The following is a 13,490-nucleotide window of genomic DNA, read 5'->3' as shown; positions in this document are numbered from 1 at the left end:
CTGTATCCCTCCATCTCTTTGTTTGACTTTACTATAAAGCAATAATATGACAAAGCTGTGACAAAGTGATAGATTAGAAAATTTTTATGAGCTTTTCATCTGAGGAAGAGTAAATTTGAAAGTAGTTTTATCATCTATGGTACTTTGAGCAGTAATAGTTCCGCCCATGCGCTCTACTAATTGTTTTGTAATTGAAAGCCCTAAGCCAGTACCACCGTTTTCGCGAGAGCGTGATTTGTCCACTCTATAGAATCTATCCCAAATAAATGGTAAATCTTTTTCGGGAATACCGTGCCCTGAATTTTCAACGGCGACTTGGAAAAGTTGTGAAGTCCGGGCAAAGGTAATTTTAATGACTGTATCAGGGAAAGAATAGCGAATTGCATTACTGATTAAGTTAGCAAAAATTTGTTCAAAATAACGAATGTCAGTGATAATATGAGTAATGTTTTTATCATACAAGAAAGAAAAATGCAGATTTTTATCTTCTAATAGGGAGCTGTATTTTAATTGTAGCGAATCAGTAAAATCTTTAAGAGAAAGTTTTTCATTCTTAAAATCTGTAGATAACGACTCTAGACGCGCTAAATCTAATAAATCATTAATTAAATGATTCATGCGATTCGTTTCTTTTACAATCGTGCTTAGATAACGTTGCCGTTCTTCTTTACTATCAATAACACCATCTAACATGCTTTCAGTCAAAGCTTGTACTGCGGCTAATGGAGTTTTTAATTCATGTGTTACATCTGAAAAAAATTCACGACGATTTTTTTCGATGGTAGCAAGACTTGTCGCCATTGCATTAAAAGTATTCCCTAAATTCCCAATTTCATCTGTTCCAATGGCGTTGGTTCGGCTACTATAATCGCCCTTGGCAAAATTTTGTGCTACTTTAGTGATATCAGAAATTGGTTTGGTTAGATTGCGTGAAACAAAATAAGCCAGGACAGCAGCTAGAACTAAAGTGGCGATTAAACAAGATAACAATAAGTTTGTAATTGCGCTAGAGGTTTTCGTAAGCCCTTGAATAGGGGCTCGCATAAATAAGGCAACATCAGGATGATCTTTTAAGGGAATTACAACAGAGATCGCAGGATCTTCATCGTTTTGAGGCGTTTTTTGTATCCAAGAACATGGCGTATTTTGCTCAAATGCGATTTTGGCCTTTTCAAGTAACTTTTGATGATGTTTACTGTGATTTTGTCCATTGCGGATTTCTCGTCCTTCGCGAGGGCGTGGACCAGGTTCTACTCCGGCACAAATCATGCCGTTTTTATCCATGAGAAACATTTGCGAACCAGATAATTCGCTTAATCCATCAATTAATTCGTTTAGAACTTTTTCATTGTAAAATGCAGCATCAAGAAATCTGGCAGCGGCAATGCCTTTGTTATAGAGATCATCACGTTTGCTTTCAATGAGGTATTCAGTGATGACATGAGAAAGAAATAAACCTAATGTTAAGGTGAAAATTAAGATTAATGCAATATGTGCGGTGAAAATTTTTCCAAAGAGTGATTTAATCATGATGAACCTCAAATTTATAGCCAAATCCACGTATCGTGTGAATGTAATTGTAATCTGGATGGGCAATTTTTTGACGAAGTCGTTTTATTGTTGCATCAACTGCTCGGCCATCTCCATCGTAATCATAGCCCCATATATTTGTTAAAAGTTGCTCTCTGGAAAAGGTTTGTTTTGGATGGCGGATTAAAAAAGAGAGTAGTTCAAATTCTTTTGGTGATAAGGAGATTTCTTTTTGATTGATTGTAACTGATTTTAGTGCTTGGTTGATCATCATTCCGTCAACAGAGAGATTATTATCTGATTCATGAAGCAATCCACTACGACGTAGGACTGCTTTTGTTCTAGCAACTAATTCTCGAGGACTGAATGGCTTGGTAATATAATCATCAGCACCTAAAGAGAAGCCTGTAATTTTATCTTCCTCGGCTGTTTTTGCTGTAAGAAAAATAACAGGAACAGAACGCTCAATCGATTGACAAATCTCAAGTCCTGTAAGTTTTGGTAGCATGATGTCTAAAATGAGTAAATCAGGTCGCTCATTTGTTTCGATTGCTAATGCTTCTTCACCGTCACGAGCTGTTAAGACAGTAAAACCTTCTTTCTTTAAATAAAGAGCTACGACCTCGCGAATCGAAGATTCATCGTCAGCAATTAAAATTTTCATTAAAATTATCCCTCGCTATATTGTGACATATTTACAAATATGCTATCATATTTGCTTGGAATTATAAATACTTACATTTTATATTTTGAAGAATAGTTTAAGGTGAACTTTTGCTGTATCTTTAATAGTGAAAAAATATCTTGTATTTTTGTATAATATTGTTTGATTATCAACAAATGATACGTTATGATTAGGTTGATTAGTGCTATTGAATATAGAAAGTGAGATTAAGGAGCATAAAAATATGCGTTCTAGTGTGCTAAAACTGCTAAGAAGCAGGGCGGGAAATTATATTTCAGGAGAAGAGATTGCAAAACACTTAAATGTTTCAAGAACAGCAATTTGGAAACATATTAGGGAATTGAAACAGACTGGATATGAGATTGTCAGTCATGCCAAACGTGGATATGCCCTAATGGGGACTCCAGATTTATTGCTGCCGAATGAGGTGAAGTCTGTTTTAAAAAGTGATTTACTGGGGAAAGAAGTTGTTCATTTTTTTGATACAGATTCGACGAATAATGAAGCAAAAAAATTGGCTGCAGATGGAGCCGTCGAGGGGACAATTGTAGTTAGCGAAGCACAAAATAGTGGACGAGGCAGGCTTTCAAGAGGATTTTTTTCGCCGGCAAGTAAAGGAATTTGGTTATCTGTTATTTTACGTCCATCTTTTGCACCACAACATGCATCAAAATGTACGTTGGTGACAGCTGTAGCTGTAACGAAAGCTATTGAAAAGTTCACAGGAATTCGTTGCGGGATAAAATGGCCAAATGATATATTTTACGAAGGAAAAAAGCTTGTTGGTATTTTAACGGAAATGAATGCGGAAATGGATGCCGTGAATTATATTGTGATTGGTATTGGGATTAATGTGAATATTGCGCAGGCAGAGTTTCCTGAAGAGTTACAGAGGATTGCTACATCTCTGCAAGTGATAAGTGGCAATGCAATAGAGCGAAAAGAATTATTGAGTCAAGTTTTAGTAGAATTAGAAAGTGCTTATCTAGAAATATTGAAGAATGGGTTCCTTCATATATTAAACGAATGGAAAACATATTCGATTACATTAGGACAAGCAGTAAATGTAATTGGGATTGATCAAACTTTTTCTGGAATTGCAAAAGATATTGATGAAGATGGTGCGTTGTTAGTAGAAACAGAAAATGGGGTTGAGCGTGTTTTAGCTGGAGATGTATCCATTAGGCCGAAAACGTAAAATGATGGAGGAATTTATAAATGTTATTGGTATTTGATATAGGCAATAGTAATATTGTATTGGGTGCATATAAAGGCGAGCAACTATTACGCCATTGGAGAATTTCTACAGATCGGCAAAAAACCGGTGATGAATATGGTTTGCTAATTAACAATTTATTTGAACATCATAAATTAAATGTAAAAGATATTCAGGCGATTATTATTTCTTCGGTTGTACCGCCGCTTGTTGTACCGATTTCAAAAATGTGTAAGCGCTATTTTAATATTGAGCCGTTAATTGTTGGACCAGGAATAAAAACGGGGATCCGATTAAAATATGAAAATCCGCGTGAAATTGGAGCGGATCGTATTGTCAATGCTGTTGGTGCATATGAAAAGTTCGGCGGTCCCTTAATTATTATTGATTTTGGTACAGCAACAACATTTTGTGCAATTGATGATAATGGTGATTACTTAGGTGGCGCGATTGCGCCTGGAATTGGAATTTCAACAGAGGCTTTATTTCAGCGTGCAGCTAAGTTACCAAGGATTGAACTTGTTACACCGAAGTCTGTGATTTGTCGCAATACGGTAGCAAGTATGCAATCGGGAATTATCTTTGGATTTACTGGGCAAGTAGATGAAATTGTTCGACGGATGAAAGAGGAATTAGGCAAAGATGCAAAGGTCGTTGCAACGGGTGGTTTAGCAAATTTAATTGCAAAACAATCAAAGGCGATTGATATTGTAGAGCCTTTTCTTACATTAGATGGCTTGTATATATTATATAAACGAAATTCATAATAAGGTTGATAAAGTTTTTTGTCGCTCGTGCTATTTGAGTTCGGGGATTCGTTTTTAGGAGGTTTATGGAGTGAAAATAGGCAATGTAGAGATCGCGAATCCAGTTTTTTTAGCGCCAATGGCTGGAGTTACAGATTTACCTTATCGAATTTTAGCGAGAGAGCTTGGGTGTGGGCTTGTTTACTCGGAAATGGTCAGCGATAAGGGGATTAATTATCGTAATTCACATACTTTGGAAATGCTAGAAACTGATCAAGCTGAACGACCGATTTCTTTGCAATTGTTTGGAGCGGAGCCGCAAAGTATCAGTGAAGCGGCAAAATATGTAGAGAGTCTAGGCGTTGCAGATATTTTAGATATCAATATGGGGTGCCCGGCTCCAAAAGTAACGAAAAACCATGAAGGGTCAGCTTTGATGAAAACTCCGAAAATTGCATTTTCTATCATGGAAAGCGTAGTAAAGGCGGTAAAATTACCGGTTACAGTTAAATTTCGTAAAGGCTGGGACGATAATACGGTAAATGTTGTCGAAATGGCAAAACTTGCAGAAGCAGCGGGGATTGCAGCAGTTGCCGTTCATGGGAGAACACGTGAAGCTTACTACTCAGGACAAGCGGATTGGGATATCATTGCCGAAGTCAAACAAAATATTCGTATTCCTGTAATTGGAAATGGAGATATTCGCACATGTCGAGATATGAAGAAAATTTTTGCTCATACTGGCTGTGATGCTGTGATGATTGGACGGGCGGCACAAGGGAATCCATGGATTTTTCGTCAATTAACACATTACTTATTAACTGGAGAGGAGTTGCCGTCAGCTAATTTTGCCCAGCGGAGAGAAGTAATTATTCGTCATTTGGATATGCTAATTGAGCATAAAGGCGATTATATTGGAGCTAGGGAAATGAGAAAGCATGCAACGTGGTACACCAAGGGATTGGCACATTCTTCGGAATTAAGATTAAAATTTAATCAAGCAGAGACAAGAGCGGATTTTATTCGAGTACTGGATGAAGCTGATATATAGTAAAAAAATTTTTTTTGGACAAAATAACTACAGTCAATCGACTGTAGTTATTTTTATTTTAAGCTGGTGAGATTATGAAACGAATTGTAAGTATTAGTTTGGGTTCATCAAATCGAGATCATCAAGTGGTTACACATTTTGCAGGAGAAGAAGTTAGTATTAAACGGATCGGAACAGATGGAAATGTGCAGATGCTCAGGCAGCATTTACAGGAGCTTGATGGAAAAGTAGATGCTTTTGGGTTGGGTGGAACAGATTTATACATATATGCGGGAGATAAACAATATACATTTAAAGAATCAAAAAAATTGCTGCAGATCGTGAAAAAGACTCCTATTGTCGATGGGAGTGGATTAAAAAATACGCTAGAAGAAAAAGTGATTTATAAACTGCAAGATAATAAAGTGATAAATTTTCAAAATTTATCAGTATTACTTGTTTGTGGGGTAGATAGATTTGGTATGGCACGGGGTTTGGCGAAATTATCAAAAAAAATTGTATTTGGCGATTTGCTCTATGGGCTTAGTATACCGATTCCTATTCATCATCTCACAGTTCTTAATTTTGCAGCCAAGCTTATTCTACCGATTATTACACAGGTTCCAATTCGATATCTTTATCCAACAGGAAAAGCGCAAGAACAAATAAATCCGCATTATACGAAATATTTTTTTGATGCAGATGTAATTGCTGGTGATTTTCATATAATTAAACGGAATTTACCTCCAAAGCTTGAGGGGAAAATTATTATTACCAATACAGTAACGAAAGAGGATGAATTTTTTCTCAGAACTTTAGGAGTCAAATTATTAATTACAACTACACCGTTATTAGAAGGACGGTCTTTTGGAACCAATGTCATTGAAGCTGTATTAGTAGCATTGGCAAACAAAGGAGGCGCATTGATACAAAATGATTATGAATGGCTAATCCAAAAATATGGATTAAAGCCGCGAATTCAATTTTTTTGAGGTGATTTAAGCGTATGGAACAATTCGCATTTGTTGTACATCCATTATCACCGGAAGATTTAATTCACAAATTTTCTTATGCAAAATATTGTCCGCCGGAGTTATTGGAATATTTCATGAAATGGCTTCCGCCATTAAAAGTTTCAAAAATTAGTGGAGTAAAATCTAAATATAATCAAGTGGAAGGAAATTTTGTTGCCTGTCCGCTTACCTCTAGACAAATTCTTGAGTTACCGCAAGAGTATGTGATTAAGAAAATAATTAAAACAGGAAAATTAGCAGAAAAATTGGGAGCAAAAATTTTAGGTCTTGGTGCGTTTACGTCTGTTGTTGGGGATGCGGGGATTACAATAGCAAAAAATTTATCGATTCCTGTAACAACTGGAAATAGCTATACAGTAGCGACTGCTATAGAAGGGACTAAACTAGCTGCAAAATTAATGGAAATGGACTTATATAATGCAAATGTTTTGATTTTAGGGGCAACGGGTTCGATTGGTGCTGCGTGTGCATGTATTTTAGCAGATGAAGTAAGAGCGTTAACCTTAGCTGCACGGAATGTAAATAAATTAGAGAAGCTCGCAAACAAAATTTTCCGTGAACATGGAGTTGCGGTTAGAGTAACGAATCAAACACAAAGTGCAGTAAAGAAAGCTGATATCATTATTACGGTAACGAGTGCGATTGATAGCATTATTATGCCAGAGGACTTAAAAACAGGAGCAATCGTTTGTGACGTTGCTAGACCGCGAAATGTATCTAAATTGGTAAATGAAATACGTGATGATGTATTGGTGATTGAAGGCGGCGTTGTTGAAATTCCTGGCGATATAGATTTTGGAATAAATTTTGGCTTTCCTGTAAACACTGCTTATGCTTGCATTGCTGAGACTATGATTTTAGCTTTGGAAAAGCGATATGAGAACTTTACCATTGGTAGGGACTTAACAGTTAAGCAAATAAAAGTAATAGGGGGTTTAGCAAAAAAGCATGGATTTAAATTGGCTGGGCTTAGAAGTTTTGAAAAGCCTGTAACTTTAGAAAAAATTGAGGCGATAAAAGCAAAATCAAAAAATATAAAAAAAACAATTCAAGATGTAGGATAGACTTAGAAGTAATTGACAAAGATTTAAAAAAAACATATAATGATGAATAATCAGTTAGGCAGGGATTGACTAGGTGTCAAGTTATACTTGACACTATTTATATTGCCTAAAGTACTGATTTTTGATTTTCATAATAGAAATCATGATTATTTTTATTTACTAGAAACAAAATAGATTGTATAAAAGGGGATATTTTAGATGGCTGAAAAGCAGGTAATGCTTACTGAAGAAGGTTTAAAAAAGCTTGAAGAGAAGTTGGATCACTTAAAAACTGTTCGTAGAGGTGCAGTAGCTGAACGTATCAAACAAGCAATTGAATTCGGTGATATCAGCGAAAACTCTGAATATGAGGATGCAAAAAATGAACAAGCATTTATTGAAGGGGAGATTATGACTCTTGAAAAAATGCTTCGCAATAGCCATATCATTGAAGAAGGTGCTAATAATGATACAGTTCATTTAGGTTGTACTGTTATTATTAAAGACCTTGAGTTCAATGAAGATTTAGAATATACTTTGGTAGGTTCAGCAGAAGCGGATCCTACTGAGTTTAAAATATCCAATGAATCTCCTGTAGGTTCTGCTATTATTGGGCAAAGAGTTGGTAGTACAGTAGAAGTACATGTACCAGCAGGGGTTTTACAATATAGAATTGTTGAAATAAAAAGATAACTGGGAAAGTTGTAAGTGCTGGAGGAGAAGTTTTTAATGAGTGAAGTAAATGAACAACAACTTCAAAATGATGAATTAAATGAATTAATGAAAGTTCGTCGTGAAAAGATGGCTGCGATTGCTGAAAAAGGTATTGAACCTTTTGGTCGCCGTTATGCTTATACGCATCATGCGAAGGATGTTATAGATAATTTTGAAGAATTAGAAGGAAAAACGGTAAGTGTTGCGGGTCGTTTAATGGCAGTACGTGGACATGGTAAAGCTAGTTTTACCACGGTAGGTGATATGAGTGGAAAAATACAGCTTTATTTTCGCCAAGATGTATTGGGAGAAGAAATTTATTCGAATTTCAAACTTCTTGATATTGGTGATATTATTGGGGCGGAAGGAATTGTGTTTAGAACACAACGTGGTGAAATCAGTTTAAAAGTAACTAATTTTGAGATTCAATCGAAATCACTTCGTCCATTACCGGAAAAATTCCACGGATTAAAAGATGTAGAAACTCGTTATCGTCAACGTTATTTAGATTTAATTGTAAATCCAGAAGTAAAAGATACTTTTGTATTACGCAGTAAAATTATTAAAGCGATGCGTGGATATTTAGATGCAAGAGATTTCCTAGAAGTAGAAACTCCAATGATGCATCCAATTGCCGGCGGTGCTGCAGCTCGTCCGTTTATCACTCATCACAATGCGCTAGATATGGATTTATATTTACGCATTGCTCCGGAACTTTACTTAAAACGCTTAATTGTTGGCGGTTTTGAAAAAGTTTATGAATTAGGGCGTGTATTTAGAAATGAAGGCATTTCTATTCGTCATAATCCTGAATTTACGTCGGTAGAAATTTATCAAGCATTTGCGGACTATAATGATTTAATGGAACTTACAGAAGGAATTGTTGTAAGCATTGCTAAAGAAGTGCTGGGTAAAGCAACAATAAACTATCAAGGAACAGAGATTGACCTTGGCTCACCTTGGACGCGCCTTAGCATGACAGAAGCTGTAGAAAAATACACAGGTGAAGATTTTAGTAATGTTACTACTATTGATGGAGCTCGTGCAATTGCTGATAAACTAGGCGTAAAATATGAAAAAAATCATGGTATTGGTGGTATTTTAAATGCCGTATTTGAAGATAAAGTAGAAGAACATTTGATTCAACCTACGTTTATTACTGGTCACCCAACAGAAATATCGCCACTTGCAAAGCGAAATAAAGAAAAGCCTGAAAATACGGATCGGTTTGAAGTATTTATTTATGGAAGAGAACTTGCAAATGGCTTCTCCGAGTTAAATGACCCTATTGATCAAGAAGGTCGTTTTTTAGAGCAAGCAAAACAACGCGAATCCGGTGACGATGAAGCTCATATGATGGATCATGACTATGTAACGGCACTTGAATATGGACTACCTCCAACAGGTGGTTTGGGAATTGGTGTTGACCGTTTAGTTATGTTCTTAACTGATAGCACATCAATTCGTGATGTTCTTTTATTCCCACATATGAGACATAGATAAACTTGTAATTTACATTGCAAAAATGCGGTTACAAATTGCTTTTATCTAATAAGTGAAAGATGCTATCCATTATTATAATTTTATTTGGATAGCATCTTTTTAGTTTAAGCTTGATATGTTTAGTCTGATGGATTTCGATCTAAAATAAAAAATAGAATTTTGTTCTTTATAAAATTATGCCACGTACTGGAGTTTAGTACGTGGTTTTTAATTAGAATTCATAGGAATATGAAAGGGTTAATAATTTTTATAAATTTTTATTTATGATTTATTGGAAAAACTCCTTACTATTCATATATAATAAGAATAGTGCACAATATGATATTAATTTACATAAAAATAAGTTTTGGAAAATAAAACAGTGAATTTGTCCTAGATTTATATTTTTTTATAAAAAAATAGTGAAAAAATTTTATATGTAGGAAAATGTTTTATCAATAGCGAATTTAGTTTAAATAAAGAATTTGGACGGAAAAATAATTAGGTGGAATGTAGATGAATAGTAAAAAGAAAAATCAATATAAAATTTTAATTGCTGATGATAGTGGGACTGATGTTGAAATATTAATGGCGGGTATTGCCGATGAAGAACGTCATTTAACGGCTGCCTATAGTGGAAAAGAAGTTTTAAAATATATAAAAAAAGAAATCCCAGATTTAATACTGTTAGATGTTATGATGCCAGATATGGATGGGTATCAAGTGTGCAAATTATTAAAAAAAGATATTAGAACGATGCATATCCCTATTATGTTTCTAACCAGTTTAGCGGATACAGAAGATGTAACGAAAGGGTTAGAGTTAGGAGCCGTTGACTATATTGTAAAGCCTTATAATCTTACGGTTATTAATGCTAAAATAAAAAATCAATTAATATTGCAGCAAGGACATAAGAAGTCTCTAGCTCTTTTAAAGAATTTTGCTAGTTCTATTTCAGATGCGGCAATTATTATGAATGAGAAAGCTGAGATTCTTGAATTGTTTGGTAATTACCATATTTATTTTCCAGAAATTCCCGAACAATTTGTTAACATAAATCTGCTTGAATGTTTGCCGAAGTATTTACAGAAGCAATTTATGATTGCGATAGAAGCTGTGATAAACTCAGAAGAAAATTTTGAATTTGAGACAGAATTTATTGGTGCAAATCGTTTCATTTTGCAAATTACGATGTCGATTATGGATAATTCCGTTCATAACAAAAAGATAATTTCCGCCCATGTTCAAGATATAACAGAACGCCGTCTGACCGAGAGAAAAGTCGATTTAACATATGAATATCAAAAACGCAGTCGCTTTTTTAACAGTGTTTTAACGGGAGGATATAGTCAAGAACAGCAAAATCAACTATTAAGCGTATATGGAATTGAGAATCAAAAACCATTAGTTTGTTATGTGGTTTCGACCTCTCTGTTAGATGAAACGGCATATTCTCCAGAAAATATTCGTGCAAGCATCGGAGAATGGTTAATTGAAAAGGGTTATGGATGGATATGGAACAGTAATTTTGGTATAGGTATACTTATGCAGTATCCAAGCAGTATGGGCGATGTGGAAAGAATTGCAGGACTTTTAAAGGAGTCAATAGAAATGCGATTTCCCAAAATAGTAATTCGTATTGGGGTATCGACTACGAGAGGGATGATTCTTAACTTTAAACAATTATATTATGATGCTTTAGCTGGATTAATGATGGCAATAGATGAGAATCGTGATGTTGCTATTTTGGATTATTCGCAAAATGGATTATATGAAGTTATTGTTCATACCTTTGAAAAAATGGATATAGAGCGTTTTATCGATAATGCATTGGGGAAGATCATTCAGCATGATTGTAAAAATAATAGTGAACTTTTGTTAACGTTAGAACAATTAATCTTTTCAAATAGTATAAAAAGTGTTGCTGCTAGTTTATTTATACATCCTAATACTGTTTTATGGCGTAAACAAAAAATAGAAGAGATTTTAGAATCATCCATTGACGATATCAATGTTCGTACTCAAATAAATTTGGCGTTAAAGTTGATTCATATTAGAGACTTTATTAAAAAAGATGCTAATTTTTGGAATGCAAAGGACTTATAGCTGAAATTTTGAGGTGTTAGTATGGAGAAAAAACAAATCTGTTATAGTTTTATTAATGAAGCCGATGTTATGGAACGGTTAGGGGGAAATATAAATTTATTCAATCGTTTATTTAATAAGTACATAAATTCATATAAAAATGCTGATGGGGAAGTAAAAGAACTTATTAATAAAAAAAATTATGAGGATGCTCGACTTTTAGCTCATACGATAAAAGGAACATCAGCTAATTTAGGAATAACTAATATGCGGGAAAAAGCGATGGAACTAGAAAAAGCTATTATTACTGAGGATGATTTGGAAATAGAAAAAAGGCTGAGAGAGTTAAAAGAAGAGTTACAAAGAATACTTACAGAGATAAATTTTAAATGAAGAAGATACATAGGGTGTGCTCAATAGGCTGGCTGGCGTTATCTAAAAGATGAGGTTAGCTGGTTCTAACAGAAAAATAAACAGAAAATTCATAAAATTAAAAATATTAATTTTCGATTATAAATAAAATTAGGATAAAGAAGAAAGGTGATTGATTATGACAAATAATATTGAAAAGGATTTAGAAAATTTAAAAGTAGAAGATGTTTTTGATATGAAGTTTCTGCAAGAATTCCAAGATTCTTTTGCAAAAAGTTTAGGAATGACAGCTGTTACTGTTGATTTGAAAGGAAATCTAATAACACGCCCTAGTTACTGGACAAAATTTTGCATGGAATATACGCGTAATTCACCAATTGGGAATAAGCGTTGTATGGAGTGTGACCGTATTGGTGGAGAAACTTCAGCAAAAAATGGTAAACCTGCAATTTATGAATGTCATGCTGGTTTGATGGATTTTGCAGCTCCAATTATGTTAAATGGGAAGCAGATTGGTTCAATTTTAGGAGGCCAGGTTTTAACTGAGCCGTTAGTAGAAAGCAAATACAGAAAAATTGCAGAAGAAATTGGCGTTAATCCAGACGAATATGTTGCAGCGGTTCGTGAGATTAATTATATGCCACGGGAAAATTTAGAGGCAGCGGCAAATGTTTTATTTTTAATGGCAAATGCATTTTCTCAAATGGGATATTATAAATTCTGCTTAAAAGATATGTCTGAAATTATTAATGAAAAACTAATGCATGTATCTGCGACGATGGAAGAATTAGCGGCATCAGCAAATGATGTAAATGAAAATCAGAATAATTTAAATAATGAAATTAAAAATGTAAATCTTATTTCAGTAAAAATTAACGAAGTGACAGATTTAATCAAAGATATTGCAAATGAAACACAATTGTTGGGATTAAATGCGTCTATTGAAGCTGCTCGTGCAGGCGTAGCTGGTGCTGGATTTGGTGTTGTTGCTCAAGAAATTCGCAAGCTATCCGGCAATTCAAAAGAAACCGTAGAAAAAATAAGAGAATTTACAGGAATGATTAATTCATCTGTAAATGAAACCGTAGATAAAGGGGCAGCTACATTAGAAATTGTCAGTCAACAGACTAGTGCAATTGAAAGCGTAGCAAATGAACTAATAAAATTATCAGAAACAGCAGCTGCATTATATAATTTAGCACACGAAAAATAATTTAATAAAATAAGAATACGGTGCCTTGTCGATTTTTCAAAAAATATGTTGACAAGGCACATTTCTTTTGATATCATAATAAAAGTCGTCAGCGGGAAACGCTTACGGCACTAACTAAAAAGAAATTCATAAAAAAGAATTTCAAAAAATATGTTGACAACAATCCTTGATTGTGTTAATATAAATGAGCTGGTTCGCCAGCAACCAAGTGTTCCTTGAAAACTAAACAATGTAGATATTAAGTAATGTATTACTTGATTCAATTATGCCAGATGTGCGGGTTTCGTTTTAAACGAAACACAAAACAAATGTTACAATAAAGTAACAACAATTTCTTTTA

Annotated in this window: 12 protein-coding genes; 10 read left to right on the top strand and 2 right to left on the bottom strand. The window is 34.4% G+C overall.

The window, feature by feature from the left end; all coding sequences use genetic code 11:
* Positions 1–84: 84 nt before the first annotated feature.
* Both ACWZFG_RS04820 and ACWZFG_RS04815 read right to left on the bottom strand, forming a co-directional pair.
* Positions 85–1,530 (bottom strand): ATP-binding protein, encoded by a 1,446-nt coding sequence (locus ACWZFG_RS04820; protein ID WP_177504309.1) that lies wholly within the window; start codon positions 1,528–1,530, stop codon positions 85–87.
* Positions 1,523–2,200 (bottom strand): response regulator, encoded by a 678-nt coding sequence (locus ACWZFG_RS04815; protein ID WP_177504488.1) that lies wholly within the window; start codon positions 2,198–2,200, stop codon positions 1,523–1,525. The genes ACWZFG_RS04820 and ACWZFG_RS04815 overlap by 8 nt, the downstream gene beginning before the upstream one ends.
* Before the next feature lie 238 nt (positions 2,201–2,438).
* Here ACWZFG_RS04815 and ACWZFG_RS04810 point away from each other — a divergent pair, with 238 nt between their 5' ends.
* The 10 genes from ACWZFG_RS04810 to ACWZFG_RS04765 all read left to right on the top strand — a co-directional run bounded on the left by ACWZFG_RS04810 (position 2,439) and on the right by ACWZFG_RS04765 (position 13,150).
* Entirely contained in the window at positions 2,439–3,413 is a 975-nt protein-coding gene (locus tag ACWZFG_RS04810; RefSeq protein WP_177504307.1) for a biotin--[acetyl-CoA-carboxylase] ligase, read from the top strand.
* A 20-nt stretch (positions 3,414–3,433) separates the two neighbouring features.
* Positions 3,434–4,198, top strand: coding sequence for a type III pantothenate kinase (locus tag ACWZFG_RS04805; RefSeq protein ID WP_147670555.1), 765 nt, complete (start codon positions 3,434–3,436; stop codon positions 4,196–4,198).
* Between the two features lie 70 nt (positions 4,199–4,268).
* Positions 4,269–5,228 carry a tRNA dihydrouridine synthase DusB gene (dusB, locus tag ACWZFG_RS04800; protein WP_147670557.1) on the top strand — a complete coding sequence of 320 codons (960 nt, stop codon included), beginning with the start codon at positions 4,269–4,271 and terminating at the stop codon, positions 5,226–5,228.
* Between the two features lie 74 nt (positions 5,229–5,302).
* Entirely contained in the window at positions 5,303–6,199 is an 897-nt protein-coding gene (locus tag ACWZFG_RS04795) for a quinate 5-dehydrogenase (RefSeq protein ID WP_177504305.1), read from the top strand.
* 14 nt (positions 6,200–6,213) lie between these two features.
* Entirely contained in the window at positions 6,214–7,305 is a 1,092-nt protein-coding gene (locus ACWZFG_RS04790; RefSeq protein ID WP_177504303.1) for a shikimate dehydrogenase, read from the top strand.
* Positions 7,306–7,503: 198 nt separating this feature from the next.
* Entirely contained in the window at positions 7,504–7,977 is a 474-nt protein-coding gene (greA, locus tag ACWZFG_RS04785; protein ID WP_177504301.1) for a transcription elongation factor GreA, read from the top strand.
* Positions 7,978–8,013: 36 nt separating this feature from the next.
* Positions 8,014–9,501, top strand: coding sequence for a lysine--tRNA ligase (lysS, locus tag ACWZFG_RS04780; RefSeq protein ID WP_177504299.1), 1,488 nt, complete (start codon positions 8,014–8,016; stop codon positions 9,499–9,501).
* A gap of 495 nt (positions 9,502–9,996) precedes the next feature.
* A complete protein-coding gene (locus ACWZFG_RS04775) occupies positions 9,997–11,586 on the top strand; it encodes a response regulator (RefSeq protein ID WP_455577203.1) in 1,590 nt (529 codons plus the stop codon).
* A gap of 21 nt (positions 11,587–11,607) precedes the next feature.
* Positions 11,608–11,958, top strand: a complete 351-nt coding sequence (locus tag ACWZFG_RS04770) for an Hpt domain-containing protein (protein ID WP_147670569.1) — start codon at positions 11,608–11,610, stop codon at positions 11,956–11,958.
* Positions 11,959–12,115: 157 nt separating this feature from the next.
* On the top strand, positions 12,116–13,150 hold the full coding sequence (locus tag ACWZFG_RS04765; protein ID WP_455577202.1) for a PocR ligand-binding domain-containing protein: 1,035 nt from the start codon (positions 12,116–12,118) through the stop codon (positions 13,148–13,150).
* Positions 13,151–13,490 lie beyond the last annotated feature (340 nt).

The sequence above is a fragment of the Anaerosinus sp. genome, assembly GCF_965318445.1.
This window is presented reverse-complemented; position numbering and strand designations above follow the sequence as displayed.

Bases quoted from the DNA above. Each gene is read 5' to 3' on its own strand.
- ACWZFG_RS04770 (WP_147670569.1), top strand. From the start codon at position 11,608: ATGGAGAAAAAACAAATCTGTTATAGTTTTATTAATGAAGCCGATGTT.
- lysS (WP_177504299.1), top strand. From the start codon at position 8,014: ATGAGTGAAGTAAATGAACAACAACTTCAAAATGATGAATTAAATGAA.
- ACWZFG_RS04805 (WP_147670555.1), top strand. From the start codon at position 3,434: ATGTTATTGGTATTTGATATAGGCAATAGTAATATTGTATTGGGTGCA.
- greA (WP_177504301.1), top strand. From the start codon at position 7,504: ATGGCTGAAAAGCAGGTAATGCTTACTGAAGAAGGTTTAAAAAAGCTT.
- ACWZFG_RS04810 (WP_177504307.1), top strand. From the start codon at position 2,439: ATGCGTTCTAGTGTGCTAAAACTGCTAAGAAGCAGGGCGGGAAATTAT.
- ACWZFG_RS04820 (WP_177504309.1), bottom strand. From the start codon at position 1,530: ATGATTAAATCACTCTTTGGAAAAATTTTCACCGCACATATTGCATTA.
- ACWZFG_RS04790 (WP_177504303.1), top strand. From the start codon at position 6,214: ATGGAACAATTCGCATTTGTTGTACATCCATTATCACCGGAAGATTTA.
- ACWZFG_RS04765 (WP_455577202.1), top strand. From the start codon at position 12,116: ATGACAAATAATATTGAAAAGGATTTAGAAAATTTAAAAGTAGAAGAT.
- ACWZFG_RS04775 (WP_455577203.1), top strand. From the start codon at position 9,997: ATGAATAGTAAAAAGAAAAATCAATATAAAATTTTAATTGCTGATGAT.
- ACWZFG_RS04795 (WP_177504305.1), top strand. From the start codon at position 5,303: ATGAAACGAATTGTAAGTATTAGTTTGGGTTCATCAAATCGAGATCAT.